At 69.6% G+C, this 26887-nt stretch carries 28 protein-coding genes and 1 tRNA gene; 11 read left to right on the top strand and 18 right to left on the bottom strand.

Annotated elements, in window-relative coordinates; genetic code table 11:
* Positions 1-65 precede the first annotated feature (65 nt).
* The 3 genes from ACFQ6X_RS14185 to ACFQ6X_RS14175 form a co-directional block, all read right to left on the bottom strand.
* Positions 66-2792 carry a M4 family metallopeptidase gene (locus ACFQ6X_RS14185; protein ID WP_383180921.1) on the bottom strand — a complete coding sequence of 909 codons (2727 nt, stop codon included), beginning with the start codon at positions 2790-2792 and terminating at the stop codon, positions 66-68.
* Between the two features lie 162 nt (positions 2793-2954).
* A complete protein-coding gene (locus ACFQ6X_RS14180) occupies positions 2955-4016 on the bottom strand; it encodes a helix-turn-helix transcriptional regulator (protein WP_383180918.1) in 1062 nt (353 codons plus the stop codon).
* Between the two features lie 176 nt (positions 4017-4192).
* A complete protein-coding gene (locus ACFQ6X_RS14175; RefSeq protein WP_383180915.1) occupies positions 4193-4831 on the bottom strand; it encodes a TetR/AcrR family transcriptional regulator in 639 nt (212 codons plus the stop codon).
* A 138-nt stretch (positions 4832-4969) separates the two neighbouring features.
* Between ACFQ6X_RS14175 and ACFQ6X_RS14170 the strand changes: the two genes are divergently transcribed.
* Complete coding sequence (locus tag ACFQ6X_RS14170; RefSeq protein ID WP_383180912.1) at positions 4970-5881, top strand: alpha/beta fold hydrolase; 912 nt, start codon at positions 4970-4972, stop codon at positions 5879-5881.
* 66 nt (positions 5882-5947) lie between these two features.
* Here the strand turns inward: ACFQ6X_RS14170 and ACFQ6X_RS14165 are convergent, their stop codons facing one another.
* Together ACFQ6X_RS14165 and ACFQ6X_RS14160 are read right to left on the bottom strand one after the other, a co-directional pair.
* Positions 5948-6769: a MerR family transcriptional regulator gene (locus ACFQ6X_RS14165; protein ID WP_383180909.1), complete on the bottom strand. Its 822-nt coding sequence runs from the start codon at positions 6767-6769 to the stop codon at positions 5948-5950.
* Between the two features lie 126 nt (positions 6770-6895).
* A complete protein-coding gene (locus ACFQ6X_RS14160; protein WP_383180906.1) occupies positions 6896-7861 on the bottom strand; it encodes an SMP-30/gluconolactonase/LRE family protein in 966 nt (321 codons plus the stop codon).
* A 102-nt stretch (positions 7862-7963) separates the two neighbouring features.
* Between ACFQ6X_RS14160 and ACFQ6X_RS14155 the strand changes: the two genes are divergently transcribed.
* Complete coding sequence (locus ACFQ6X_RS14155) at positions 7964-8407, top strand: Lrp/AsnC family transcriptional regulator (protein ID WP_383180903.1); 444 nt, start codon at positions 7964-7966, stop codon at positions 8405-8407.
* 414 nt (positions 8408-8821) lie between these two features.
* Here the strand turns inward: ACFQ6X_RS14155 and ACFQ6X_RS14150 are convergent, their stop codons facing one another.
* Together ACFQ6X_RS14150 and ACFQ6X_RS14145 are read right to left on the bottom strand one after the other, a co-directional pair.
* On the bottom strand, positions 8822-9406 hold the full coding sequence (locus ACFQ6X_RS14150; RefSeq protein WP_329204289.1) for a TerD family protein: 585 nt from the start codon (positions 9404-9406) through the stop codon (positions 8822-8824).
* A 204-nt stretch (positions 9407-9610) separates the two neighbouring features.
* Entirely contained in the window at positions 9611-9994 is a 384-nt protein-coding gene (locus ACFQ6X_RS14145) for a winged helix-turn-helix transcriptional regulator (RefSeq protein ID WP_383180899.1), read from the bottom strand.
* A gap of 146 nt (positions 9995-10140) precedes the next feature.
* On the opposite strand from ACFQ6X_RS14145, the gene ACFQ6X_RS14140 reads away from it, so the two are divergent.
* Positions 10141-10548, top strand: coding sequence for a RidA family protein (locus ACFQ6X_RS14140; RefSeq protein WP_383180896.1), 408 nt, complete (start codon positions 10141-10143; stop codon positions 10546-10548).
* A gap of 67 nt (positions 10549-10615) precedes the next feature.
* Here the strand turns inward: ACFQ6X_RS14140 and ACFQ6X_RS14135 are convergent, their stop codons facing one another.
* Both ACFQ6X_RS14135 and ACFQ6X_RS14130 read right to left on the bottom strand, forming a co-directional pair.
* On the bottom strand, positions 10616-11128 hold the full coding sequence (locus ACFQ6X_RS14135; RefSeq protein ID WP_383181388.1) for a DUF4396 domain-containing protein: 513 nt from the start codon (positions 11126-11128) through the stop codon (positions 10616-10618).
* 156 nt (positions 11129-11284) lie between these two features.
* Positions 11285-11713: a pyridoxamine 5'-phosphate oxidase family protein gene (locus ACFQ6X_RS14130; RefSeq protein ID WP_383180893.1), complete on the bottom strand. Its 429-nt coding sequence runs from the start codon at positions 11711-11713 to the stop codon at positions 11285-11287.
* Positions 11714-12089: 376 nt separating this feature from the next.
* Here ACFQ6X_RS14130 and ACFQ6X_RS14125 point away from each other — a divergent pair, with 376 nt between their 5' ends.
* On the top strand, positions 12090-13637 hold the full coding sequence (locus ACFQ6X_RS14125; RefSeq protein WP_383180890.1) for a PH domain-containing protein: 1548 nt from the start codon (positions 12090-12092) through the stop codon (positions 13635-13637).
* Between the two features lie 51 nt (positions 13638-13688).
* Here the strand turns inward: ACFQ6X_RS14125 and ACFQ6X_RS14120 are convergent, their stop codons facing one another.
* Both ACFQ6X_RS14120 and ACFQ6X_RS14115 read right to left on the bottom strand, forming a co-directional pair.
* A complete protein-coding gene (locus ACFQ6X_RS14120) occupies positions 13689-14507 on the bottom strand; it encodes a maleylpyruvate isomerase family mycothiol-dependent enzyme (protein ID WP_383180887.1) in 819 nt (272 codons plus the stop codon).
* A gap of 194 nt (positions 14508-14701) precedes the next feature.
* Complete coding sequence (locus tag ACFQ6X_RS14115) at positions 14702-15049, bottom strand: DoxX family protein (protein WP_383180884.1); 348 nt, start codon at positions 15047-15049, stop codon at positions 14702-14704.
* 99 nt (positions 15050-15148) lie between these two features.
* Here ACFQ6X_RS14115 and ACFQ6X_RS14110 point away from each other — a divergent pair, with 99 nt between their 5' ends.
* From ACFQ6X_RS14110 to ACFQ6X_RS14095, 4 genes are all read left to right on the top strand, one after another.
* Positions 15149-15640, top strand: coding sequence for a MarR family winged helix-turn-helix transcriptional regulator (locus tag ACFQ6X_RS14110; protein ID WP_383180882.1), 492 nt, complete (start codon positions 15149-15151; stop codon positions 15638-15640).
* Between the two features lie 161 nt (positions 15641-15801).
* A complete protein-coding gene (locus ACFQ6X_RS14105) occupies positions 15802-16881 on the top strand; it encodes a tyrosine-protein phosphatase (RefSeq protein WP_383180879.1) in 1080 nt (359 codons plus the stop codon).
* Positions 16882-17088: 207 nt separating this feature from the next.
* Positions 17089-17520 (top strand): VOC family protein, encoded by a 432-nt coding sequence (locus tag ACFQ6X_RS14100; protein WP_383180876.1) that lies wholly within the window; start codon positions 17089-17091, stop codon positions 17518-17520.
* Between the two features lie 69 nt (positions 17521-17589).
* The gene (locus ACFQ6X_RS14095; RefSeq protein WP_383180873.1) at positions 17590-18792 is read left to right on the top strand and encodes a right-handed parallel beta-helix repeat-containing protein; all 1203 of its coding nucleotides are present in this window, start codon (positions 17590-17592) and stop codon (positions 18790-18792) included.
* Between the two features lie 31 nt (positions 18793-18823).
* Here ACFQ6X_RS14095 and ACFQ6X_RS14090 read toward each other — a convergent pair whose 3' ends face one another.
* From ACFQ6X_RS14090 to hemC, 3 genes are all read right to left on the bottom strand, one after another.
* Positions 18824-19267, bottom strand: a complete 444-nt coding sequence (locus ACFQ6X_RS14090; protein ID WP_383180870.1) for an SRPBCC family protein — start codon at positions 19265-19267, stop codon at positions 18824-18826.
* A 431-nt stretch (positions 19268-19698) separates the two neighbouring features.
* A complete protein-coding gene (locus ACFQ6X_RS14085) occupies positions 19699-21189 on the bottom strand; it encodes an FG-GAP repeat protein (RefSeq protein ID WP_383180867.1) in 1491 nt (496 codons plus the stop codon).
* A gap of 158 nt (positions 21190-21347) precedes the next feature.
* Positions 21348-22283, bottom strand: a complete 936-nt coding sequence (gene hemC / locus ACFQ6X_RS14080) for a hydroxymethylbilane synthase (protein WP_383180864.1) — start codon at positions 22281-22283, stop codon at positions 21348-21350.
* A 426-nt stretch (positions 22284-22709) separates the two neighbouring features.
* On the opposite strand from hemC, the gene ACFQ6X_RS14075 reads away from it, so the two are divergent.
* Positions 22710-23522, top strand: coding sequence for an SAM-dependent methyltransferase (locus ACFQ6X_RS14075; RefSeq protein WP_383180861.1), 813 nt, complete (start codon positions 22710-22712; stop codon positions 23520-23522).
* Between the two features lie 39 nt (positions 23523-23561).
* Here the strand turns inward: ACFQ6X_RS14075 and ACFQ6X_RS14070 are convergent, their stop codons facing one another.
* A complete protein-coding gene (locus tag ACFQ6X_RS14070; RefSeq protein WP_383180858.1) occupies positions 23562-24473 on the bottom strand; it encodes a helix-turn-helix domain-containing protein in 912 nt (303 codons plus the stop codon).
* 88 nt (positions 24474-24561) lie between these two features.
* Entirely contained in the window at positions 24562-24798 is a 237-nt protein-coding gene (locus ACFQ6X_RS14065) for a DUF397 domain-containing protein (protein WP_329204306.1), read from the bottom strand.
* Between the two features lie 205 nt (positions 24799-25003).
* On the opposite strand from ACFQ6X_RS14065, the gene ACFQ6X_RS14060 reads away from it, so the two are divergent.
* Positions 25004-25561 (top strand): ATP-binding protein, encoded by a 558-nt coding sequence (locus ACFQ6X_RS14060; RefSeq protein WP_383180855.1) that lies wholly within the window; start codon positions 25004-25006, stop codon positions 25559-25561.
* A gap of 62 nt (positions 25562-25623) precedes the next feature.
* On the opposite strand, the gene ACFQ6X_RS14055 is transcribed toward ACFQ6X_RS14060, so the two are convergent.
* Both ACFQ6X_RS14055 and ACFQ6X_RS14050 read right to left on the bottom strand, forming a co-directional pair.
* A complete protein-coding gene (locus ACFQ6X_RS14055) occupies positions 25624-26256 on the bottom strand; it encodes an SGNH/GDSL hydrolase family protein (protein WP_383180852.1) in 633 nt (210 codons plus the stop codon).
* A gap of 140 nt (positions 26257-26396) precedes the next feature.
* Positions 26397-26558: a hypothetical protein gene (locus ACFQ6X_RS14050; RefSeq protein ID WP_351174722.1), complete on the bottom strand. Its 162-nt coding sequence runs from the start codon at positions 26556-26558 to the stop codon at positions 26397-26399.
* 163 nt (positions 26559-26721) lie between these two features.
* Between ACFQ6X_RS14050 and ACFQ6X_RS14045 the strand changes: the two genes are divergently transcribed.
* Positions 26722-26794 (top strand) — tRNA-Trp (locus ACFQ6X_RS14045).
* Positions 26795-26887: the final 93 nt, after the last annotated feature.

Here is a 26887-nt window from a genome sequence, read left to right as displayed (position 1 = left end):
CCCACCGCGCACACACGGTGGGAGCACCCGTCGGCCGGGACAGCTGCCCTCCTGCCTCGGGGGTGCTACTCGCAGGTGCCCGCGAAGGTCCTGCGGGTCACCACGTCCGTGTCCGCGGCGGTGGTGTCCAGCCAGGCCACGCGCTGGCCGTCGCCCAGGGAAGGGGCTATCTGGGCTCCGGACGAGCAGGAGACGCGGTTGAAGGCGTCGACACCCGCGATCACGTCGGCGGTCTTCGCGACCTTGACCTTGATCGTCTCTGCGCCGGGCCACACGCCCAGACTCGACCAGGCTCCATAGGTCGAGTAGGCGAAGTAGTCGTCATTGACGGAGAACTGGGCGCCGTAGGTGCCTGTCGGATAGCGCAGCTTCGCGCCCTTGGTCAGGTCGTCCAGCGGCGCGGACATGAAGTTGGTGTTGCCGAACAGTCCGCCGTCCTCGCGCCAGAAGACCCGGTCGGACGTCAACTGGATGTCGCCGATGGAGTTGAAGACCCAGCCGCCGATCCGCTTGGTCTGGGTGGTCCCCGTCGCGACGTCGTGGACGTTCATGTAGATGGGGGTGGCGCCGCCGACCCAGGAGATCTTGCCGTTCTTCATGGCCAGCCGGGTGGCGGTGGTGCCTGCCTCGGGGGTGACGTTGACCGTGGTGCCGTCGGCCTCGCGCAGGATGACGTCCTGCTCGCCGTCGGCAGTGGTGCTGATGTACGCGAGGCGGCCGTTGTCGGTCACCGGCTCGGTCTCGTCGGCGTTCGGGGCATCGACCAGCTTCTTGATCTTGCCGTGGCCGTGGCCCTTGCCGTGGGTGCTGGTGCCGTAGATGCCGACGCTGTCGGCGGTGATCCGGGTGTAGACCACCCGGTCGTCGTCGATCGACGGGTCGATCAGGTAGGCGTCGTCCTCGGCGAGTTCGTAGCCCGCCTTGCCGTGCTGCTTGCTGAAGCGGCCGACTGCGATGCCGAAGGCAGCGGACCCGGCGTTCCAGGCGATCGCGTCGCCGTGGCCGATGGCGTAGACGTCCCCGTTGATCTGTGCGGCCTGCTCGTCGCCGCCGCTGTAGACCTCGTAGGCGGGCAGGACGCCTTCGCTGATGACCTGGCCGTCCTGCGTGCCGGCCTTCTGCTCCCAGCCGTCCACGATGCCGTGGCTGTCGAACGCCTTGCGGACGGCGGCGAGGTCGGCCTTGGAGACCTTCAGGGACTTGGCGGCCAGGGTGACCGCGTTGCGCATGTCACTGAATCCGGACAGCGGGGTGAGGTAGTTCTGCGCTGCCCGGTAGACGATCCGGTCCGCGAGGTTCGGGTCGATGGCCTTGCGCAGGTCCCACAGCGCCCCGCCGACGATGGTGGAGTTGTAGTGAACTCCGCCGTTGTCGAAGTCGAGGGTGATGGGGTCGTAGTCGGTCTGCGCGTTGCGGCCGTCGTTGAGGTCGCGCAGCGCGCACTCCTCCAGCGGCACCGTGCCGTTGCAGAGGTACTCGCCGATCAGCCCGGAGGTCGGGTCGCTCATCGCGATGCCCTTGTCGGCGGTCTCCATGGCGTTGCCGAAGTAGTCGGAGATCGCCTCGTTGAGGGCGCCCGACTGGTTGAGGTAGACGAGCCCGGCGGAGTGCTCGGTGACGCCGTGGGTCATCTCGTGGCCGACCACGTCGAGACCCACGGAGAGCGGGACGCCGTCCATGTGGCCGTAGACCATCTTGTTGCCGTCCCAGAAGGCGTTGGCGTAGTCGTTGCCGTTGCTCGACACGTTGACGACCGAGTGGATGGTGCCGCCCTTGCCGTCGACGCCGTCGCGGCCGAGCCGGTCCTTGAGGTACTCGTACACCTTGGCGGCGTTGACATGGGCGTCGACCGCGCCGGAGGTGGTGTTCGCGCCGTCGAAGCGGTCGGTCGCGGAGGCCGCGGGCAGCACGTCGTCGGTGACAGGACCGCCTGCCACCAGCAGGTAGCTCTTGCGCTGCGCGTCGTAGGTGCGTATCTGGCCGCCGGTGGTGGCGTGCATGGCCCGGGTGGAGTCGATCAGCGTGTAGGAGCCGTCCGCCTCCTGATTGGCGTTCAGCTTCACCTCGTCGCCGTCCACCTTGACGCCCGTCCCCTCCACGGGCGAGGCGTCGGCTGCGTCGACGTTGTTGTACGAGAGTGAGATGCCGCCGACCTGCGCGTCGACGTACACCTCCTGGCGGACCGGGCTGCCGTCCGCCTTGGCGCCGGTGACGGTGAAGTGCCACGCCAGGACGCCGCCCTTGGCGCTGGGCAGGACGACCAGTCCGTGCCGGGCGGTCTTCGCACCGTCGACCGCCCCCATGCTGCGGTCGAGGGCGAACAGGCGCCGTTCGGCGGTTGCCTCGGAGACCTTCGAGGCCGTGGACACGGTGAGGTCCGTGTACAGGGTGCCGGTCGCGGAGGTGACCTGCTGGCCGCCGTCGACCGCCTCGGTCTGCACCGCGTACTGGGCACCGAAGACGGGGACGCCGTCGTGCTGCTGCTGGAAGCGGACCGAGGACTGCTTGCCGTCCCTGGAGGTCCTGAGCGTCTTCAGACCGGTGACGGGGACCTTGTACGTGTCCTGATGGTCCTTGAAGTGCGCCCGCGCGGCCTCGGCCGGGCTGCCCGCGCGGGCTTCGGTGTCCAGGCCCTGAGTCATCGTGGGTGCCACAGGAACCGGGTCGGTGCCGACGGCGGCCACGGGTGTGGCCTCCCCCTCGGCCCAGGCCGGAGTCACCAGCAGCGCCGAGCCTGTGACGGCCAGGACCACACTCGTGCCCAGGGTCCGGCGAATCCATCGTGCTCTCACAGCATTCTCCCCATCGCATGCGTGAGGGCCGTGAGCCCCCCGCGACTTGTGGGGTTGATGGTTCGTCATGAGACTTTCGGCGACAAGAGACGCGGGCGGCGCAAAGCCGCCTGGGCGTAAAGCCGCCTCACCAGGCGCATTGGAGCCCTTAAATCGCAGAGCTCAGGTCAGGTCCTGGTCGTCCTCCAGCCAGCCCGAGACGGCCGCATGCCAGCCGAGCTGGAATCGGGTCGCCGCACCGACCGACTCCATGAGGGTCTGCAGCCGTCGCTGGACGGTGCGATGACCCATTCCGAGTTGACGGGCGATGGTCGCATCGGTGAGACCGACCTGGAGCAGAGCGAGGATCCGGCGATCCACCGGGTCCGGACTCCCGGGCCGACCACAGTTCTCCGCCGGCTCGGCGGCACCGGTGTCGCGCAGTCGCGAACCCTTGTCGAAGTACTGTTCGAAAAGCGAGACCAGGGCGGTGAGCAGGCCGCTGCCGTGCACGACCAGCGCCACGGGCTCGCCGGTCTCCTCCTGCCCGGGGTCGAGCGGCACCATGGCTATGTCGTCGTCGGCGATGACGAGTTTTATGGGCAACTCCTCGATGACGGAGATCTGCTGTCCCTGCGCAGCCTGCTCAGCGACGAGGCGTGCGGAATCGGGGCTTTCCAGCCAGGTGCGCGCCACGACGCATCGCATGGTCACCCCCCGCCGCATCGACTCCCGTTCGACTTCCTCGAAGTTGTCCTCGAAGGTGATGACGGAAGTCGCGCTCATGGCCGGGACAAGCACTCGGACCTGATGCGTGGCCCCCCGTTGCATGTCGACGAGCCGACGCCGGATCGCGGCACTCCCGGACAGCACCTCGACCGGGGCGCCGGAGGTACGGGACTGCGCGGTCCGGTGACGCTCGGCGAGCTCCGTGACAAGGTGTTCGACGCGGTGCAGGGCGGCACGCCGTGACTCCAGCAGTGGTCCCAGCGTGAGCACCGGGGAGGCTGCGCGGTACCGGACACCCTCCGCATGCCGCTCGACGCTGGCAAGCCCGCGGTCGACGAGCGCCTTGAGGATGCGGGTGACCGATTCCTCGTCCGTGTGAGTCAGGACCAGGTCCTTCGGCTCACTGTCCGGCCGGTCGACGAGGAGCCGGTAGACGCCGCCCTGCTCGGCATCGAGGCCCAGTTGGGCCAGCAGGAACGTATCCGCCGCAAGCGGTTGTGAGATCAGCCCGACCACCGGCCCCACCCTCTCTGTACGCCCCGTTGGGGCGATCAGAGTAACGGAGCGGACCCCGGCCCTCGACAGGCGGTGGGCGCCTCACCTCCACCACGACTACTCACGGAGCGCTCGAAGGAGTCGGTCAGCCACAGGTGGGACATGCCGAGGGTGACCGGGGTTCACGAAATACGGCGTCACTCGCCCGTCGGCCGGGCGAGGAGGCCGCGCCCACCGCCCCGGAAGATCCGGTCCAGGGTGTGGTCGAGAACCGCGACGGCCGACTCGGCGCTGCGCTGGCCGACGAGGATGCCCGTGCCGAGTCCTGCGGACATGGCGAGCAGACCGGCCGCCTCCAGCCGTGGGTCCACACCGGGCCGGAGCAGGTCCGCCTCCTGTGCCTGCAGGAGGAGTCCGGTCACGGCGTCCTCGGCCGCGTCGGGGTCCTTGATGAAGGGCTGGGCGGCCAGTGCGGGGTCGTTGACGGCCAGCATGGCGTACGAGGTGTACACGAAGTGGAAGGTGCGGCTCTCCTCGTCGGTGGGCAGGGCCGCGTTCAGCAGCGCCTCGATCGTGGCGCGCGGGCCGGGGCTGTCCACGGCGTCCTTGATCCGGGCCGCGACCCGCTCCCCGAACCTCTGGGTCAGGTGCTGCAGTCCGAAGAGCAGCAGCTTCTCCTTGGTCTCGAAGTAGTACTGCACCAGCCGCAGCGACACGTCCGCCTCGGCCGCCACATCGCGCATCCCCACGGCGTGGAGCCCGCGCCTCCCGGCGATCCGGACGAGCGCCTCGGCGATCTCGGTACGGCGTTCCGCATGATCCACCCGCTTGGGCATCGGCCTGTTCTCCGCTCGTCGTCTCGCTGATGTGCCCCGGCCGGGACCTGTCGTGACCCGTCACCGACCGTTGATGGTACAGCGGTACCATCATGATGATACGTTCGTACCGTAAAAGATCCGAACCCGGAGGTGCCCATGTCCGAGACCGTTGCCCGCCCTCAGGCAGACGTCGGCCGCTACGTGAGCGACGTCTGGCGGGACCGCTACTTCGCGGCCTGCGACGCGGCCTACGCCCTGGGGGCGCCGGTACACGCGGAACAGGACGTGGAGACCACCTTCGGAACCACACACGTCTACCGCTACGGCCCCGATGACCCCGCCGCCCGGTCCCGCACCCCCGTCGTCCTGGTGCATGGGGCGGGCTCCTGCTCCGCCACGTGGTACCCCAACACCCCCGCACTCAGCGCCGACCGCCCCGTCTACGCCATCGACACCCCGGGGGACCCGGGACGCAGCGTGCAGCGCGAACCCATCCACCAGCCGGAACGGGCCGCGCAGTGGCTGGACGAGACGCTCGCCGCGCTCGGGCTCGACCGTGTCCACCTCGTCGGCGCCTCGTACGGCGGCTGGCTCGCCCTGAACCAGGCACACCGCACACCCGACCGCCTCGCCTCGGTCACGCTGCTCGACCCGGGCGGCCTGGAGAAGGTGGGGCTGCGCTTCTTCGTCTGGATCTTCGCCGGCCTCTTCGCGACCTTCGCGCCCAGGGCCCTCCGTCCACGGCTGGCCGCCTGGCTGGAACAACCGGTCCTCGTCAGGCCGGAGCTGCGCGCCATGGTCAGAACATCCGTCCGGGCCTACCGCATCCGCCGCCCGGCCCCCCTCCCCCTGACCGACGACGAGTTGTCCACGGTCCGCACGCCGCTCTACCTCGCGCTCGGCAGGCGCAGCCTGCTCGTGCACCCGCAGCGGCAGATGGAGCGCGTACCGCGCCTCGTACCCGGGACCCGGGCAGAGATCATCTCCGGGACAGGTCACGGGCCTCAGATCGACCATGCGGACGAGATCAACCGCCGGATGCTGGACTTCATGAACAGTGTCGACTGACAACCGCTGGAACAGCCCGGGGCGGGCCCGCGGCCGAGCGGAGTGTGGGGGGCGGAGTGCGGCGAATCAGGCCGGGGTCACGGGTGCCTGGAGTTCCGTCACCCAGTCGTCCCGGTTCTCGGGGCACTCCAGGTTGATCTCGCGCGGATATCCGGCCGACCGGTAGCCGTTGGCGTCGATCCAGTGGGCCAACGTCTGCGCCGTGGGGACCACGGTGTCCATGGAGCCGCGATGGACGATGGTCGCCGCCCGGTCGAGGGGCAACAGGTCGAGGATCCGGACCGCGCCGTCCTGAAGGGGGGCGGATACCTGGACGGCGGCATGGACGCGGATCCGGCCATCACCTTCCGGAGCGTCCTCGTAGGAGGCGACCCCGGGGCCCGTCGGAGTGATGCCCGCCGCGCCCAGACGCCGGAACAGTTCGTCGTAGAGCGGCCCGATGACCGGGCCGATGGCCTCGGGCTCGAAACTCGCGGCAGTCGCGGTCAGCTCCGCCACCCGCATCGCAGGAACAGCCTTGATGACAACATCGTTCGTGGGCATACGCCCCTCACTCTCGATCGCCCGGAGCCTCGCCTCGACCTGCACCAACCGCACCCCTGCCGCGGCCACCGCGGTTTCCAGTTCGGCCCGCCGCAGCCGCAGCATGCCCCGCAGCTCCTCCGTGGTGACCTTCTCGTCCACGATGTCCTGCACCTGCTGGAGAGTGAAGCCGAGGTCCTTGAGCGCGATCACCCTGTTGAGGCGGGCCAACTGGGCAGCGGTGTAGTAGCGGTAGCCGGTGGCGGGGTCGACATGGGCCGGACGCAGCAGGCCGGTCGCGTCGTAGTGACGCAGCATCCGGACCGATACACGGCCGTGCCGGGCGAAGTCTCCGATGGTGAACATGACGTCTCCGAGCTGACCACCTGACACGGTGTGAGAGTCAAGACGGTATGCGGCAGCCGGCGAACAGCGGAGAGCGGGGCCTCGTCACCAGCTCGGCTGCGACAGGGCCCCCGCCCTTGCTCCCACTCAGGCGGCTGCGGGCCCGTCGAGCCAGGGGCGCCGCCCGGGACCGGTCGGATGCGTCCCCGCGACAGCCATGACCACCGAGTAGAGGCTGGTCTCGGCGGTGATGAAGAGACGGTTTCGCTTGGCCCCGCCCCAGGAGATGTTGGACACGGTCTCCGGTACGTTCAGCCGGCCGATCAGCGTGCCGTCCGGGTCGTAGCAGTGCACGCCGTCGCTCATCGCGGCAACCCACAGCCGGCCGCCGTCGTCGAAGCGCAGGTTGTCGAAGCGGCTTCCGGCTGCCGGGTCGGCCGTGGCGAAGACCTCGCCGTCCGAGAGTGTGCGGCCGTCCGCTCGGACGTCGAAGACCCGGATGAAGCCGGCCCGGGTGTCGGAGACGAACAGCTGGCGCTCGTCACGGGAGAAGACGAGCCCGTTGGGGGCGCCGAAGCAGTCGGCCACCAGGCTCATGTCACCCGTGGCCGGGTCGATCCGGTACACGTTGCAGGACCCGATCTCGCTCTCCGCGAGATACCCCTCGTAGTCACTGGTGATGCCGAAGTCCGGGTCGGAGAACCAGATCGAGCCGTCGGACTTCACCGCCGCGTCGTTGGGGCTGTTGAGGCGCCTGCCCTGCCAGCGGTCGGCCAGCACGGTGAGGGTGCCGTTGTGCTCGGTGCGGGTGACCCGGCGGTTCCCCTGCTCACAGGTGATGAGCCTGCCTTCGAGGTCCAGGGTGTTGCCGTTCGTGTGCCCGGCGGGCTCGCGGAAGACGCTGACGGTGTCGGTGGTCTCGTCCCAGCGCAGCATGCGGTCGTTGGGGATGTCGCTCCATATCAGCTGGCGCCAGGCCGGGAGGTAGATCGGACCCTCCGCCCAGCGGCAGCCCGTGTACAGGACCTCGAGGTCGTCGTCGCCGTTCATGCACCGACCGGTACGGAAGCGGTCGTCGAGGCACTCGTACAACCCGGGGTGTTCGGTGGCCATGTGCGTCTTCCTTCCCAGAGTGCGAGCTGAACTGTGTTCGGCTCACCGCAATTATCACAGCATCACGTATGGTCCTTTCAAGTATCTACCGAATGGAGTGTCGTGGATCACGTGGACCGTGCGTTGCTGACGCAGCTTCAGCAGGACGCCACCCAGCCCTATTCCGCCCTCGGCCAGTCCGTCGGCCTCTCCGCCGGCGCCGCCCATGAGCGCGTCCGCAAGCTGCGCGAGCGCGGCGTGATCCGGCGCACCGTGATCGAGGTGGACCCTGCGGCGGTGGGGCGCGGTGTACTCGCGTACGTGATGGTCGACTCGACGGCCTGGATGGGCGATGCGGCGGAGCACTTCGCCGCGCTGCCCGAGATCCAGGAGGCGCACGTCATCGCGGGCAGCGCCTCGTTGCTGGTGAAGGTCAGAACTGCGACCACGGAGCAGCTCCAGGACGTGTTGCGCCGGATCTACGCGATCGAGGGCGTCAGCGGGACGCAGGCCACCATCGTGCTGGAAACGTTCTTCGAGCGTCCGCTACCGCCTCAGGAGCTGTAGCCCGGCCGGGCTTGGGGAGCGGGCGAGGACCGCTGGTGCCGGCTGGGCGCGCCGGTGCCGGTCAGCGGCGCCTACGACTTCGGCGGGGCGCAACTGCCCGCCCTGCCAGACGGGAGCCCAAGTCCAGTGCGGCGTAAGCGACTTACACACTGATGGCGTTCAACCGGCCGCCGAGGGAGGCAGCCTTCGCGGCCACGCCGGCCGTGGTGCGCCGGTTCGGGGAGCTGAGCCGGCCGGGGACGACGTCGCCGTCGGCGGAGGTACGTCGGACTGATCGACGCGGACAACGCGCTGCGGCCGAGTCCGGGGGGAATCCCTCCCGGACCCTGGCCGAGCACGCGACTGGCTTCCGCGCGTGACGAGTTCGAACTGCTCGCCGTCGTCGTCCTGGACTCGCGGAAGCGTCGGAATGTTCTACTTGCTCACGGCGAAACGCATGAGGGCACGCTCGTCGCCCTGCTTGATCTTGCCGGTCTCGTTGATCACCTGGAGCTTCCAGCCCGCACCTTCGCGCATGGCCTTGGCCACGGCACAGCCGTTGTCGTCGGTGAGCAGGCTCGGCCAGATGTCGGCAACCTGCTGAGTGGTGCCGCCGGTCGCGTCGTAGACCTTGAAGCTGATGTTCCGCGCGTTCTGGAAGGCGCTCCGCTTCTTGTACGCGGCAGCGATGAACACGACGGACGTGATGTTGGACGGGACCCGGGCAAAATCCACGGTCACGGTCTCGTCGTCGCCGTCGCCGCGCCCGGTCTGGTTGTCCCCGCTGTGAACCAGCGAGCCGTTGCCCAGCGGGTCCAGGGAGTCGAGCCCGGCCAGCCGTACGGGCTCCGCGCCCTGCATCGCGATGGCGATCAGGTCAAGATCGGTTCCGGCCTTCTGCCGGAGCTTGCCCAGGATTCCTCCGCTGGCCCCGACGGTCGGGTCCCAGGAAACCCCGATGGACAGATGTGTCACCCCGTCGAGGTCGGCCGGGCCGTCTTCCTTCTTCAGCGTGATCATGGTGATCCTCTTGGTTGTCAGACTGTTTACCTATGAATTGTGCCTGGCGGCGTTGGCTCTCGGCCGACCCGGGGCGGATAATTCCGAACGCTACCCCCGGAGGGCTGCCGCCGAGGTGTCCGCTCGGTGTCCGCTCCTCCGGCGCGTCCGGATCAGCGGATGCACCGCCCCGGGGCCTGCGAGGGTCCGGAACGTCCGGACGGTCTACGTGTCGAAGCGCCGACGGGCGGCCTCGATATGACCGAGGTACTGGTGGGTCCAGTCGCACATTCTGTGGACGGTCTCCCGCAGGGCCCGGCCCGACTCGGTGAGGGTGTACTCGACCCGTGGCGGCACGGTCGGGTGCACGCATCGCTCGACGAGGCCGTTGCGCTCCAGCATGCGCAGGTTCTGGGTGAGCATCTTGTGACTGATGCCCTCGATTCCGTTGCGCACCTCACCGAAGCGCAGCGTGCGTTCGCCCAGGACGTCGATGATCAGGAGCGCCCACTTGTTGGCGACGTCCGAGAAGATCTCCCGCGCCAGGGAGTCCGCGCGCGTCAGGTCCGCCTGCTCCTCGGGCGATCCCCTGAACTGCTTGGTCACCATGAGGTTCCCCAGTCACCGAAAAGTGCGTTCTTCCATGTCAGTGGCCACTCTCCTACGGTTCCTGAGTAACCACAAGAGACCGGGTACGTGCAGCCCGGTCCGGTGGGGAGGAGCCTTCGGGCTCTCATGACAAGGAGGCGGGCAGCATGGCCATCACCCTGGTGAACCCCGGCGGACTGCCGGAAGTCGATGCGTACAGGCAGGTGTCGGTCGCGACCGGGGCGAAACTGGTCTTCGTCGCCGGGCAGGTTGCCTGGGACGCCGACGGGGTCACGGTCGGCCCGGGGGATCTCGCCGCTCAGGTCGAGCAGTGCTACCTGAACATCGGCACCGCGCTGGCCGAAGTCGGTGGCTCCTTCACCGACGTGGCGAAACTGACGGTCCATGTCATGGACTGGACCCCCGACAGGATGCCCCTGCTCCTGGACGGCATCTCCCGGGCGGCCGCGAAACTGGGGGTCACCCCGGTACCGCCGGCCACGCTGTTGGGTGTCGCGGCACTCGACGTACCCGACCATCTGGTCGAGGTCGAGGCCACCGCGGTCATCGACTGAACAAGGCACTTCGCGCCGGGCCGACATCCCCATCTTCTCGGCGCCGCCGCCTGCGGTGTGCGGGATGTCAGTGGTAGGCGTGGACGACGGCGTGGCCCTTTCCGCGCCCGATCATCCACTTGTTGACCGGCGTGGTGACCAGGAAGGCCACGGCGAACCCGCCCAGCAGCGCCGCCCAGAACAGGGTGTCGGACAGGCCGGCGTCCATCGCGCCGGGGACCAGGGCGATGATGCCGTTGTCGACAAGCTCCATCACCGCGATCGAGACCGTATCCGCGGCCAGCGCCACCTTGACGGCCGCCTTGAGGTCCAGGCCCGCCCTGCGGACTGCGAACAGGGTGAAGGAGTAGCCGAAGACGAACGCCAGGGTGATCGCCAGAACCATGGTCTGGACGTTGCCCCAGAGCAGGGCGGTGCCGATGACCATGCCCAGGATCTCGCCGATCGCACAGCCGGTCAGGCAGTGCAGCGTTGCCCGGACCGCGGTCCTCCAGGTGGCTCCGCCCGCCCCTTTCCCGGCCGCACTCCGATGTGCGTGGTGGTCGTGGGTGCTGCCCTCATGGTGCGCGGCGTGGTCCATGGCGTTCATCCCGTTCCCGTCCGGTGGTCCGTTCCTGCGGCGTCCACACCTCACAACCATATACCCCCCTGGGGTATTCCCCTGAAGGGAGTGGAAGCACTCCGGGCGGGGCCGGCCCCCGGAGGGCCCGCCTCGCTCCGGCCGGGTGACCCCCGCTCAGACTTCGCCGAGGTCCGAGCTGAGCCAGCGCTGCGGTCGCATGTGGATGACCACCTGCTCGCCGTGCTCCCTCCAGGCGAAGTCGACGTAGCCTTCGACCTTCTCGGCAGGAAGGTAGCGCGCCGAGATCTCCACCAGCTGTTCGCGGGTGGCGGGGGTTGTCGCGGTGACGGGGCCCTCGACGGAGACGTAGCGGATGGTCGGTGCGATTCGCTCGACCATCAGGCTGAACCGGCCCGCCTTGGCGATCAGAACCCCCTTGCGGGAGTCGCGCCCCGTCATGATCCAGATGTCGCCGCCAGGCTCGTACTGGTACCAGATCGGCACGGTGAGCGGTGCCCGTCCGGGCTCCCCCGTGTCCACGGCCAGGGCGGCGACATGAGGCTCGGCCAGAAACTGTTCACGCTCTTCGCGGTTCAAAGCCACGGGTTCGGCTCCTTCGTGAGCTCTTTGTCGGGGCGTCAGATGCCGCATTATGCAAGGTTCGCCCCGCTTCGTCGGTATCGACCGGTCCGCGCTGCGCAGAGCGAGCGTGGACGGCCTTCCGGGCACCGGGCGCGGGCACGGATACCGTCCCGCTGTCGTCGACGCCTCGCGAGGGCACCTGCCCGGGGAGCAGGACCGCCCAAACCCTCGCCTGGCGAACGCCCTTGGCACGCGACACCCACGGGCCACGCCGCTTCCGCACGCTATGCACGCAACGAACTGGGCTTCCCATGCATCCCATCGGCAGCGTTGCGGGCCGAAATTCTGCCGACCCATACCCCGGCACAGACAACGCGGATGATGAAGGATTCCGGGCATGGCCCATGCCCTCGAAGTGACGTGTCGTCCCCTCTGGAAGCGCACCCTCTGGTTCTTCGTCGGACTGGGAGCGGTCGGCGCGGGCCTGGCAGCCGTCCGCACGGCCTACTGGGGTCCGGGCCCCTGGCTGGGCGTCGGCCTGCTGCTCGCGGCGGTGGGCATCGTGTCGCTCCACAGGGTCACCGCCGAGGTGAGGGCCGACGCGCGCGGACTGCGCTACCGGACACTGCTGCACCGTCGGAGCGTGCCTTGGCACGACATCGCCGACGTGCGTGTCCACCTGAAGTACACCAACACCTCACGGGGCGAGGAAGCCCGTCGGGTCAGCGTGCTGCTGCGCGACGGACACAGGTCGCTCCTGCCCCTGCCGCGGAGCTGGTCCCTCCATGACCCGGCCTTCGACGCGAAGCTGGACGGGCTCCGCGCGCTGCACCGCCGCCACGGAGCACCGGAGTCGACCCACCTCCCCGTCATCTCCTCCCGCACGGCCGGGCGCGGCTGGGCCGGGCTGCTGGGCCTGTGCGCACTCCTGCTCGCCTGTGCGGGCGTGGCAGCATGGTTCGTGCCGGACGCCGCGTCGAACGAGCGGGAGTGGAAGTCGGCAACCCCGTGCACCGCGGCGACGCCCGCGACGGAGCGCCATGAGTGCCTGACCACACTGGCGGCCGTGATCGTGAGGACCGAGGCCAACCGGCCCAAGCAGAACAGCTGGCTGTACTTCGCCGAAAGCCGGCCCGTGCGGCGCGTCGCCGTCTCGCACCAGGACGCACAGGCGTTCCGGTCCGGCGACAGCGTGGAACTGACCATCTGGCGCGGCAAGGTGAGGGAGGTCGCCGGAAAGCGCCACGTGTGGCGGGAGCACATGCCCACGGCCGGGGACGCGGCCGTCGTCGCGGCCGTGTTCGCCCTCGCCGCGGGGTACCCCGGCGCGCAGTCGCTGCTGCGCCTGCGCGGGCGCCGGCTGGACGATGACGAGGTCCTCCCGTCCGCCCTCCCGTTCGGGGGCGCGCTCGTCGGAACCGCCCTGTGGCTGCTGCCGCTCTGCTATCTCCACCCCACGGCCCTGCCCGCGGATCCCGGCACGCTCGTGTGGGTGGCAGCGGGCGGGTCGGTCACTCTCGCCCTCGTCATCTGGGCCTGGCGCGCCACGCGTGTCCGCAAGCCCGGAAACGGGGTGTCGGGAGAGGCCGGAGAGCGGGGACGGGAGGTGCATCTGGCGGCCCGCTTCCTGGAGCACACCGACTACAACCCGCACGGCTTCGGCACCCACATCGTGCTCGGGGACGGCCCGCCCGCGGTGACACCCCATCCCGGACCTGGCAGGTTCGCGGCACGACGCATACCGGTGGAGCGACTCACCGTGAAGGACGTGCGGCGCATCCGGGGCAGCGACGGCGACAGCGTCCCCAGGAGCTGGCACATCGCGGAACTCGACGACGCGGGTGAACCTGTCCGCCTCGCCGCCGCCCCCGCCGACCTGACCCGCATCGTCCACGAGCTGCGCGCCGTCGGCACCCCGGTGGACGCGTCGAACCGCGAGGCGTGACCGTCCGCGGCAGCCGGGGGAGGCAGGTTCGGCCGGTCGGTCCGGTCCCCTTCAGGGCGCCTTGAACAGGTTCGGGAACCGCGGTGCGAGCCAGGGCTTGCGGCCCCAGGCGAGAATGCGACCGCGGGCCATGGCCCCCCACGGGTCGCAGCGGCCGAGCGCGATGAGCAGGAAGGTGACCGGCTCGATCTGGATGGTGCAGTCCGTGCGACTCTCCGGGCGCGGACTCACGGACGCCGCACCGTCGGTGAAGGTCACTGTGAAGCGCGTCCCGCCGCGCAGCCTGATCGCGAAGCGGGCAGTCAGGCCGGCGGCGGCCGCATCGACGACATGCGGCATGACCGCGAACATGAACGGCAGGGCCAGCTCGGCCCGGGCACGGTCGACCATGTGCGGCCGCCCGACGGCACGGGCGAGGTCGTAGCCGTGGCCGAGCATGTGCGTGAGCAGATAGGAGCCGAAGACAGCCATGTCCATGCGGCCGAGCGGCGTAGCAACCGTTTCGTCGGCCGCACGCCGCTGCGCCGCGTCGAGGAACACATCGGCCTGCGCCACGATCATGTCGGCCAGCGGGTCACCGGCGCGCTCGCCGAACCGGGCGAGCGCGCGTTCGTTGGCCTCCGCCAGACTCGGGGCCGTCCCGTCACCGTGACTGCGTTCGTGGCCCGAGGCGATGTCCGCCATCAGCTCGTTGGCCTGCGCCAGATGGGCTGCGGCCTCGCCGAGCGTCCACATCGAGCCCGGAACCGGGCCGCCGGTGTCGGTACGACCACGCAGCAGTGCCGCGATCTGCGCGGCAGTCTCGCGTATCGCGTCGGCGAGGCCGGGAGGCAGGGCGCCTCGCACGTCTCGGGCAGGCGTTGCTTCCACGTCCGGCTCCCCACTTTTCACCGGGGAGGCTCTTCACCGCTCCGGTCTTGGCGGTCGGCCTGGCTGACGCCAGGTCCGACGGATCCGTGAAGGATGACAGGACGCTCGGCGGGGGCCGCCACCGGGCGGGTCCGGAGCAGGTGCTTGGGGTTGCCACCCCGCTGTGGGGTTGCCACCCCGCTGTGCACCGGGGCTCAGGCCGACAGCACTCTCAGCACGAGCGCGGCGGCGGCCAGCAGAGCGAGAATCACGGGCGCCGCGACGTCGAAGTCCTTCGCGCGTACGTGGGTGATGACCGCCCCTATGAAGTAGAGGACCACACCGACTGCGGCGGCGGCACCGATGAAGGGCACCGCGAGACCGACCAGGAGTCCTACGGCGCCTGCGGCCTTGAGCGCGGCGAGCCTCGGGAACCAGGAATCGGGCACACCCACCTTGCCCATCGAGGCCGTGACGGCCTCGTTGCGCGTGAAGGTGAGTACGGCCGAGGCGCTGAGAGCCAGAGCGAGAAGGATGCCGACAGCCGCATAGGCGATGAACATGATGTGCCCCAATGTCTTCAATGATGGATGCCTGAATATGATTGAAGGGTATCAATGATTTATCAGGTTCCACAATGGAGACCCTGATACGGTATGGGTATGGCAGCTCAGGACGGGGTCACCCAGGAACCGGCGGGGTCGCCCGCGTCGCCCGGCGACCCGGACCACCGCCTCGGCTTCCTGCTCGCCTATCACGGCGGCATCACCGAGACCGTGATCCGCAAGGCCCTCGCGGCCACCGGGCTCACGCCCCGGAAGACGATGACGCTCCTGCAGCTCGCCGATGGGCCTGTCACACAGAAGGCCCTCATCGAGAGGCTCGACGTCGACCCGAGCGTCCTCGTCGCCCTGCTCAACGATCTCGAGGGCGACGACCTCGTACGCCGCAGGCGCGACCCCGCCGACCGCCGTCGGCACATCGTGGAGATCACCCCCGAGGGGAGCTCGCGGCTCCGGAAGTCGGACATCGCGCTCGACACCGTCGAACGGGAACTGTTCGCGGACCTGTCCGAGCGCGAGCTCACGACTCTGCGTCGACTGCTGGACAAGCTGCGGACCTCGCCGGAGGACTTCAGCTGCACGGAGGCATGAGGCGGCGCGGGGGCCGCGTTCACCGCCCCCGCGGGAGGACCGGGCCCACGGGGGCACAAGATGTCCCACGCGCCTGGCACGGCCACCGGGAAAGCAACACGTTCGGGCGGCGTTCACCGATCGTTCCCGCCGATCTCTTCAGCGCTCCCGACGATGCCCTCATGACGCACATGACTCGCGTCAGGGCCTCCTCCACCGCCCTGGCCGCTGCCCTTCTCGTCGGCCTGGCCGCCCCCGCCGCCACGGGCCACTCCCCCGCCGGCCACGAGCGCTCCTCCCACACGCGCATCCCGTTCAGCTCCGCCGAGGTGACGGCGAACAAGGACGGCTCATTCACCGTGGAGTGGACCGCCCCCGGTGTCCGTCATGTCGCCGTCCGCGCGGACGGCCGCACCGTCGCCACCGGCGGCTCGACGGGCAAAGTCACGGTGCGAGGGCTGCCCGCCAAGGACCGCCAGTGGTTCGATCTCACCCCCGCCCGCGGCGGTTCCCTGCGCCTCGCCGACCGACTCGTACAGCTCGAGGGCACCGTCAACTTCCGTGACGCGGGCGGCTATCGCACCACGGACGGGCACTGGGTGAAGATGGGCGAGATCTACCGGTCCGACGCCCTCGACAGGCTCACCGCCGCTGACCTCGCAAAACTCCGGCGCCTGTCCGTCCGTACGGTCTTCGACCTGCGCATGGAGTCGGAACGCGACGCAGCCCCCGATCGCGTCCCCGCGGGCGCCACCCACGTCGTCGCCGATGTGCTGGCCGGCTCTCCCGGCTTCACCACCATGCCGACGACCGCCGCAGAGGCGACCTCGATGATGGTCGAGGGCGAGAAGTTCATGGTCAGCGGCGACACCGCCACGTCGGCCTACCGCACGGTGTTCTCCGGAATCGCGGACGACGACGCGCGGGGCGTCCTGTTCCACTGCACCGCGGGCAAGGACCGCACCGGCTGGGCGAACGCCGCCCTCCTCACCGCGCTGGGCGTGCCCCGCAACACGGTGATGGCGGACTACCTCGCCTCCAACGACTACCGTGCCGAAGCCAATGCGGCGGCACTCGCGTCGATGCCGCCGCAACAGGCGGAGGTCTACAAGCCGCTGCTGGACGTCCGCGCCGCATACCTCAACTCGGGTTTCCAGGAGGTCACCCGGACGTTCGGATCCTTCCGGACGTACGAGCGGCGAGCGCTCGGTCTGAGCAGCAAGGACCTGCACGACCTGAAGCGGGACCTGCTGATCGGCTGATCCTCCGGGTGCCCGGGCGTCGATCCTGTCCGGCCGGTCCGTGGCCCGGGCGCCGGAGGGCGCCCGGTACCGCCCGACGGGATGCGCACCGCACAAAGTGCGGACCTGTCTGGCGTTTCGGCGTGCGCGGCAGCTCCTTCGTGGGCGACGGTGGATCCGCCCCGGTGTCTGCGGGCCACCGCACCCCGTACTTCTGAGGAGACTCCCATGAATCTGACCATCGAGGTCATCCCCGTCCCTGTCACCGACATGGACCGCGCGAAGGAGTTCTACACCGACAAGGCCGGCTTCAAGCTGGACCTCGACGACGAGGTCGCCCCGGGCATGCGCATCATCCAGCTGACCCCGCCCGGCTCACGGTGTTCGATCGCGATGCTCGAAGGGATGCCCGCCGCGCCCGGTATGAAGCAGATGGCTCCGGGCGCACTGCAGGGCATTCAGCTCTGCGTCACGGACATCGAGGCGACCCGCGAGGGACTGGTGAAGCGGGGCGTGGACGTCTCACCGATCCGCCACGTCGGCGCGACGGGCTGGGAGGACGGCAAGGGCGAAACCTGGAACTCGTTCATGTCGTTCGAGGACCCGGACGGCAACGGCTGGGTGGTTCAGGAGGCCCCCTCGGAGCTCTCGGAGCGCTGAGCGGCAACCTTTCGGACATCGGCGACCACTGTCTTCCTGTCAGCCGTCGGCCAGGAAGAAGGAATTCGTATGCGTGTCGTCAGCATGTCCACAGCAGTGGTGCTGAGTGCCGTGCTCTCGGCGGTGGCGGTACCCGCTGAGGCTGCCACCGCCTCGTCGGCCATCGTCGTGGCCGTGGACGGGGACGATTCAGCCGCCGGAACCCTCGACCAGCCCCTTCGGACCATCCAGAAGGCCGTGGACAAGGCACGCCCCGGTGACACCATCGCCATCCGGGGCGGCACGTACGCGCTGGTGGACAACATCACCATCACCACCTCGGGTGAGGCGTCCCTGCCGATCTCCCTCGGTGCGTACCAAGGTGAACGGGTCGTCATCGACGGGGAGCAGCTGCCCGCGTCCCACACACCGGTCGGCGGCAGCATCCCGCGCGCCGAGCGCGGTGCCGTCCACCAGGAGGCGTCCCACTGGCGGGTGTCGGGCCTTGAGATCGTCAACGGTCCGTACGGCTACTACTGCGACGGCTGTGACAACAACGTCTTCTCCCGGCTCACGACCCGCGACAACTACGAGACCGGCTTCCAGCTCCAGGGGGACTCCAGCGGCAACCAGATCCTCGACCTCGACAGCTACGGCAACCGCGACCCGCGGAAGAACGGCGAGAGTGCGGACGGTCTGGGCATCAAGGAGGGCAGCGGCACGGGCAACGTCGTACGCGGCGCACGACTGTGGAACAACGTCGACGACGGTTTCGACGCCTGGAAGTTCGCCTCCCCGATCCTGATCGAGAGCACGATCGCGTACGGCAACGGGTTCAACCGCTGGGACTTCCCCGACTTCGCCGGGGACGGCAACGGCTTCAAGCTCGGCGGGGGAACGCCCGCCCCGGCGATGGGGCACACACTGCGCAACTCGTTCGCCTTCCAGAACGCGAAGCACGGGGTCACAGACAACGGAAATCCGGGCGCCCTCGCCCTGACCGGCAACACCACGTTCCGCAACAGCGGCACCGGCTTCGACGTCGACACCGCCGGCGCGGTCGCCGTGCTCACCGGCAACCTGTCCGTCGGCGACGGACGGGCCGCCGCCGTCGGTGCGGGAACCGTCGCCGCCGGCAACTCATGGAACCTCGGCGGTACATGGAACGAGGCTTCGGTCCTGAGTACGGACACGGGCGCCGTCACCGGGGCACGCGCGGCCGACGGCTCCGTCCCCTCCGCGCCGGAGCTGTTCGTACCCCGCAACGGCGCCGCCGTCGGTGCCCGGATGTGACGAGCCGGGGCGGGAGCGCGTCAGGACGCTCTCAGGACGCCTCCACCGCGGCCTTGATCCGCTGTCCGAACGCGGGGGCGTCCTTTCGTGCCCCGGCAACGGCGAGGCCGACCAGGAGCTTGCCCACGCGGTGGCCCTCGAGCTCGTTGAAGATGCGCACCCTGGTCCGGCCGTCCGCGAGGGACTCGAGGTCGTAACCGCCCTCGCGGGCTGTCACGAGGTTGCTGGACAGCTCGTTCCACCGGATCCGGGTCGGTGCGACGAGCTCGCTGATCCGGAACTCCCTCCGGGTCGTCATGCCGGCGTCCTTCACCGTGCTGCGGAACACGGTGCCCACGGCGGTCGGACCGGCCGGGGTCTTGGAGATTTCCTGCACACGCGGGCTGAACTTCCTGTCGTTCTCGCCGTCTGCGAGAAACGCGAAAACCTCGTCGACAGGACGGTCGATCTCGACCGTCGCCTCGAACTGAGCCATGGGCTTCTCCTCGTGCCTGGCGGGCGCAGTGCCCTGGGGACATCGCTGGGGCGCACCCCGGTGCATGGTGCCCCTCAGCATCCTCGCTCCGCGAACGCTGGGCGGCCGGTCCGGCACGTCGGCCGGAACAGGAAGCCGGAAACGGCGGCCCGCAACGGGGGCGGGACCGGTCGGGCGCGGGTACGCCGAATGGGGTGGCCGCGACGGCATGCAGAGCACCGCAGCCGGCGGAGTGGGAGGCCCGCCCGCTCAGTTACCCGTCCCCAACGGTGACCCGTGCAGGAGCGTGCCCGAGTGGGTGTGCCCTGCCCCCACGCGCAAAGGGGCGGGCGCGAACCGGGCGACGACATGACGGCCGTCGATCCCGACGACCTCAAGGCGCGGCCCGGCGGACATGGGGTTCCGCCGGGCCGCCCGCTGCGGGCTGTGGACTACTCGTCGATCGCCGCCGCGTACGCGGCGTCCACGGCCGGTGCGCCGAGCGAGCCGGCGCCGTACGTCCACGATCCGGCGGCGGTGACCCCGCCGGATCCTGCCGGGAGCACCCACACCACACCGTCGCCCGTGTTCTCGCCGGGGGCGGAGGCCAGCAGACCGAAGCGGCCGTCCCCGTTCGGGTCGGTCAGCCTGACCTGGCCGCCCCAGCGGTCGCCCTTCTCCGCCGCGCCCGGTACCTGGGCGGAGTTCTGGTCCCACGAGGCGGCACCCGTGGCGGTCAGGCCGGCGGCGGCTCCCCGCAGCACCCACACCGCTCCCGCGTCCGCGACCGTGCCGATGTCCTCGCCGGCCGCACCCACAGCCACGTCCGCGTAGCCGTCGCCGTTGGTGTCGGCCACGGACAGATCGGTGCCCCAGCCGTCACCGCGCTCGGCCGTTCCGGGTACTCCGGCCGAGTCCTGTGTCCACCACTGCGGCGGGCTGCCCGCTCCGTCGATGCCGAGCGGGCCGTCCGCGCTGCCGTGGTAGACACCGACCAGGCCACCGCTCAGGGTCTCGCCGCCGTCGTCGGGGCTGTTCGGCTCGCCGGTGACCAGATCGTCGTAGCCGTCGTTGTCGATGTCTCCGGACGCCGCGACGGGGCCTCCACGCAGGTCGCGCTCGTACACCAGTCCCTCGTCCTGGCCGGAGAAGAAGGACGACCAGCCGTAGCCGGGCTCGGCGCCCCCGGTGACTCCGGAGACGATGAGGTCGGCGAGACCGTTGTTGTCGTAGTCGCCCGTGGTCAGGGACCTGGGCAGGATCTGCCGTTCCTGGGCCCGTGCGGCGGGGCGGCTCAACTCCGTGCGTTGCAGGGGGGCCGTCCCGGCCTTGGAAGCCGTGTCGTACGCGTACAGATGGAGCTGTTCGGAATCGAGTACGGCCAGGTGGTCGCCCGGGGTGTCGGGGCTGAAGCGGGCCGCGGCGAGGGCGCTGCCGAACTTCTTCCCGGCGGCGGGCTCGGCGGGATCCAGCCAGTCGCTCGCGGCACCGGTCAGCCCTTTCGGGGAACCCCACAGGACGGTGAGGCGGCCTGCGTCGGCGCCGGCTGCGAGGTCCTCTCCCGGGGTGCCCACGATCGCGTCGTCGTAGCCGTCCGCGTCGAGGTCACCGGTCGCCAGGGCGGCGCCGAAACGGTCACCCGTCTCTGCGGATCCGGCGACTCCGGACGTGGACTGGCTGATGAGCGCGGCGCGGCTCGTACCGATGCCGGCGGACGCGCCGTACTGCACGGTCACGTATCCCGCGCTCTTCTTCCCGCTGACGGTCCCGCCGGGAGCGCCGATGAGCACGTCCTCGTAGCCGTCGCCGTTGAAATCGCTGTTGCGGTCACTTGCGTGCGTTCCGCCGGGGGTGCCGGCGTAGGCAGTGGGTGCGGCGATGGCCGCTCCCGCCGAGAGGAGTACTGCGGCCGCGGCAACGGCGGCCGAACGGTGTGTGCGCACGAGCGGCTCCTTGGCTCAAGGACGACCGGGCAGGCGCCGGGGGGATGTCCGGAAAGGGCCCGTTCCTTCCTGGCGTCCTGTTCGACCGCGCGTGAGGCAGAAGGGTTGTACGGCGAGGCGCTCGCACGGTGCCGGACCGGCCTCGCCGCTTCGATGGGTCAGTGCGCGATGTTGTCGATCAGTTCGCGTGCGCCCTGACGCAGCAGGGCGACGGCCACGGAGGTGCCGAGGGTCGCCGCGTCGAGAGGTCCTGCCCACTCGTGCGCGTTGAGCACCGTCTTACCGTCGGGGGTGAACACACAGGCGCGAAGGGAGAGATCGCCGTTGCGATGGGCCGTGGCGTAGCCCGCGATCGGCGAGTTGCAGTGGCCCTGCAGGACATGGAGGAACATCCGCTCCGCCGTGGTCTCCCGGTAGGTGTCGGGATGGTTGAGTCCGCTGACCGCGTCGATGGTGGCGGTGTCGTCCTCCCGGCACTGCAGGGCGAGGACTCCGGCGCCGATCGGGGGGCACATGGCGTCGGCCGTGAGGATCTCGGTGATCACGTCGGCGCGGTCGATGCGCCGGAGTCCGGAGACGGCCAGGAGGAGGGCATCGGCCTCGCCTGCGGCGAGTTTGGCGAGACGCCGGTTGGCGTTGCCCCGGAAGGGCACGCAGTCCAGATGGGGGTGCGATGCGGCGAGTTGGGCGACACGGCGCACGGAGGAGGTGCCGATCCTCGTCCCGGGCGGGAGCTGCGCGAGGGTGAGTCCCCCCGGGTGGACGAGGGCGTCGCGGATGTCGTCCCGCTCGAGGAAGGCGGCGAACGTCGTGCCGGCCGGCAGGGGCCGGTCGGCGGGGACGTCCTTGACGCAGTGCACGGCGAGGTCCGCCTCGCCCGCGAGCAGAGCGGCGTCGACCTCCTTGGTGAAGGCGCCCTTGCCTTCGACCAGGGCGAGGTCGCCCATCCACTTGTCGCCCGTCGTTCTGACGGGGATCACCTCGGTGACGGTGGCGGGATGGAGCGCCGCCAGTTCGGTCCGGACGCGTTCGACCTGGGCCAGGGCCATGGGTGAGTCGCGGGAGACGATGCGGATCAGCTCAGGGGCGGACATGCCGTTCACGATAGTGCGCCGGACTGGAGCCGCGATGGTCCGCCACAGGAACACCGGCCGGGGGTACGGGCTTCTCGTGGAAACGGACGGAACGTCAGGCGATTTCCGGCCGCTTTGAAACAGCGCCCCCAGCACCGTCGTTGTGTGCGTGCACGCCCGAAAGGCCGCCGGTGACGCTCATGGTCGATCCCCGTCGGCCCTCCGACCAGGGAGACTTCATGTCCTGGGGCGACGCACCCCCTGACCGCGCATGCTTCGGCGTCGTGAAATCGGGTGGAGCCGGCGCACCGCAGCCGCTGTATCTGGCCGATTCACCTCCGTACGCCGCCACCTCACTCCCCCGAGGACTGTCAGCCCCACGACGAGGTCCCTAGCATGACCCCTCACGGCTAAGAAAATTCTCTCTTTGACCTGGCGAGGGGCTGGATGAGCAACGGGGACACCTCCATTCCGAAGAACATCGACGTGAACGTGCCGAGCGTGGCGCGGATGTACGACTACTACCTGGGCGGCAAGGACAACTACCCGGCCGACCGGGTCGCCTGCGAACAGCTGCTGGAGGTTGTTCCGAGCACCAAGGTCCTCGCCGTGAACAACCGGCGGTTCCTCCGGCGGGTGGTGCACCACCTGGCGTCCGAGTACGGGATCCGGCAGTTCATCGACCACGGATCCGGCCTGCCGACCCAGGACAACGTCCACCAGGTCGCCCAGCTCGTCGACCCCGAGGCCCGGGTCGTGTACATCGACAACGACCCCATCGTCCTGGCCCACGGCAAGGCGATACTCGAGGAGAACAGCCGGACTTCCGTCATCCAGGCGGACATGCGTGACACCGAAACGATCTTCGCGCACCCCGAGGTCACCCGCCTGATCGACTTCGACGAGCCCGTGGCCGCACTGTTCGTGTCCGTGATGCACTGCATCCCCGATTCGGACGAACCCGCCGCGCTGGTACGCCGGGTCGCGGACCGGCTGGCTCCGGGGAGTTTCCTCGTGGTGTGCCAGCTCGTGAGCGAGGACAAGGCGACCCGCGACTTCGTCACGGACTTCATGGCGAAGAGCACGGGCAACCGGTGGGGACGGGTGCGCCGGGAGGAGGACGTACGCGTCTTCCTGGAGGGTCTGGAGGTGCTGGAGCCCGGCCTGGTGGAGGTGTCGACCTGGCGGCCCGACTCGGATCTGGCGCCGAAGCAGGAGACCCAGGAGTGGATCGAGTTCGGCGGCGTCGCCCGCAAGTAGTGACGTGACGCGGCCCGACCGCCGTTCCGCCGGCTCCGCTCAGGTGTAGCGCCTGAGCGCCTGCCCCAGCAGGTGCCGGCTCTCGACGGGGCTCGGGGACTGGGCGCTGAGGGAGTCCAGGATCCACCGGTACTCGTCGGTGCTCTCCGGCTTGTTCACGGACGTGGCGTTGGTCAGGTGCTCGATGTAGGCGACGTCGGGGAGTCCGCTCATCGCGAACCGCAGGTACGTGATGCCGTTGCCGGGCGACGTGTGGGCGGTCACCTCGAAGGGGGCCACCTGCACGATCACATTGGGCAGCTCTGTCATCTCCAGCAGGTGGGCCAGCTGTTCACGCATGACACGGGCGCCACCTGTGGGCCGCATCAGGACCGCTTCGTCCAGGAGCACCCAGAGCTTGGGCGCATCGCGACGGTGCAGCAGTTCCTGTCGCTTGAGACGCAGTTCGACGCGCCGCCTCGTCGTCTCCTCCGGCTCGATGGCATGTCCCGAACGCACCACGGCGTACGCGTAGTCGGCCGTCTGCAGGAGCCCCGGAATGTAGTGCCCCTCGTAGGTCCTGATGGACGCGGCTGCCTCTTCCAGGCCCACCAGGGGCTCGAACCAGTCCGGCAGCACATCGGCGTAGCTGCGCCACCAGCCACGCTGCCCGGCCACGCGCACCAGTTCGACGAACTCGGTTGCCCGGTCCGGATCCGTGACGCCGTAGAGCGCCAGCAGGTCGACGGCGTCGCGTTCCTTGCACGGGGAGTGCCCCGTCTCCATCCGGCTGATCTTCGCCGTGGAGCAGCGGATCCGGGCGGCGGCGTCGTCGGGCGTGATGCCCGCCTCGCTCCGCATACGTCGGAGCTGGGCACCCAGAACCAGACGCAGGGCCGTGGGACTTGACGACCCTGCGGCCGGGGCGGGCGCCGGCTTCCGTGAAGGCTGCAGCGGTTTCATGCCGGGCATGCGGGCTCCTGAAGGCGGACGTCTCCACGCCAGTGTGCCATCAGGGAGTCCCGGAAGGACCGGGTCAGCACGAGAACATGGCGTGCTTTCAGCCGATCACGCTGTCGAAGTCACCGTCCCTGACGCCTGCGAGGAAGGCGCGCACTTCGGCCTCGGTGTAGACGAGGGCTGGCCCTTGGGGATGCCTGGAGTTGCGTACAGCAACATCGCCGCCGGGCAGTAGCGCCATCTCGACACAGTTTCCACTGGGGTTGCTGTGGTGGCTCTTCATCCAGGTCACATCGGTGAGGGAGTCGGCGGGAACGCCGTTGTCAATGTGCTGCATGCGGTGCACTCCTTGTGCGGCAGTTGCTCGGACCACTCCTGGCGCGCGGCCAGGGCCCGCACCGGGTGAACAGTTGCCCCCTGCTCACACCCGGGGGTGCAATTTCGGATGCAATTGCACGGAAGGGCGGACGGCGAGGATACTAGTGGGCGTCCGGCCCCCTTGGCACCACCAATCGGCTTTCACCGGAGGGTGATCAGCGCTCATGCACGCGGAGAACGCACTCGCTCACGGAGAGGACGCCGAGTCGTCGGATCTGGCCGAAAGCGATGGCGCACTTCGCCGGAACTGGGCGCGGGACCTCGGCATCGGGGCAGCCGGATTCACCACCCACAGCCTGGCGGCCGATGCCGAAAGTCTGCAGCGGGCACGGTTGTTCGTCCGCGACGCGCTGGAGCAGTGGGGGCTGCGGTCCTGCGCGGACGAGGTCGCGCTCGTTGCCGGCGAGCTGGTCAGCAACGCGGTGTGTCACGCGCTGCCCACGTCCGGGGAGTCCGCCGCCAGGTCCACGGCGTGGCTCGGCCTCGCACGTCAGGACAGCACGCTGGTCTGCGCGGTGAACGATCCGAGCCCCGATGTCCCCGTACTGCGTGACGCCGACGAATCGTTGGAGCGCGGACGGGGTCTGCGCATCATCAACGCGCTGAGCAGCTCCTGGGGTTGGTCTCTTCCGACGAGCGCGGGCAAGACCGTCTGGGCCCGGATTCCCGTTGCCCAGGGGTCCTCCTCGGGGCCCGGCACCGTCCGGCCCGGCTCGGCCTGATCCGACCGGCCCTGCGGGGACCGACGCAATCAGGCCGATCGGGTGGGGAGCGATGCGCGTGGCTACAGGCCGACGAGCGCCGTCCAGGCCTCTGCCAGTACCGCGTGCCCGAGCGGGGTCGGGTGGACGCCGTCCCCGGCGATGTGCTCGGCGCCGCCCGCGGTCCGCGCGGCCTGGTTGAGCAGACCGTCGGCGGCCAGCAGCATGGCGTCGAACTCCTCGGACAGCCGGCGGACCGCGTGGATCCGGGGGTCGAGGTCCTCGCGCCAGGCCCACTGCTCGGCCGTGACCGGAACCAGGAAGGGCTCGACGAGAATCAGCTGCGCGCCCGAACCTTCCCGGATCTGCGTGAGGATGGCCCGGTAGTCGTCCTCGTACGAACGCAACGAGGTGGCATCACCCGATTCGTAGCGGCGCCAGGTGTCGTTCACGCCGATCAGCACGGACACCACGTCGGGCTTGAGATCGACGGCGTCCTCGCGCCAGCGGGCACGGAGGTCCGAAGCCCGGTCGCCGCTGATTCCCCGGTTGATGAAGGTGATGTCGTTCTCCGGCCACGCGGACCGTACGAGATCGGCGGCCAGCCGCGCGTAGCCCCGGCCCAGGGGGTGGTCCGGGTCGGACGTCCGGCCCGCGTCGGTGATGCTGTCCCCCTGGAACAGGACGGTGGCTGAGCCGTGCAGGCTGATGGTCACGCAATGCTCCGAAGGACGAAGAACGCCGAGGCGCGGGTGCCCTGCCCACCCTGCGGTGGCGGCAGCTGCAACCTAGCAAGGGCTCCGCCTCCGGAGCAGCCCGCTTCCGTCCACCGAGACCGCCGGCACCGGGTCGAGGACTACCTGAAGGATGCCGGTGCGCGTACCGCACTGAAGTCGAGCGCCCGGTCCACCTCTCGCAGGGTCTGCTCGGCCACTCGTCGCACCTCGGCGGGAACGTCGCCCTGCTCCTCCACGAGGCCGGCGTAGATCGGCGCTTCGGATCTGTCTACGAAACTCACGGCGAATTGCCCATCGATAGGTAATGCCCGCCAATCAGCGGAAACGGGAGCAGAGTCTACGCGTCCCCCTCGGGCCACCGAGGGGCGCATCAGGGTTCGGACGCCACCCCGCGGAAATCCGCTTGTCGGCGGGCGGTGACCGCTGCCAGGATGATCACGCCGAAGGGGTGTAGCTCAGAGGCCAGAGCGCCGGTCTCCAAAACCGGATGCCGCAGGTTCGACTCCTGTCTCCCCTGCTCACGCGGAACCGCCGCCCCGACAAACTACCAGATGCCGACGAGCTTCGCGAGGGTGCCGTCCATGTCCTGGCGGTCGAGCTTGGTGAAAAC

The organism is Streptomyces sp. NPDC056452, assembly GCF_042796085.1.
Classification (GTDB): Bacteria; Actinomycetota; Actinomycetes; order Streptomycetales; family Streptomycetaceae; genus Streptomyces.
Note: the sequence above shows the minus strand (reverse complement) of the source record. Positions and strands in the feature narration are given on the sequence as shown.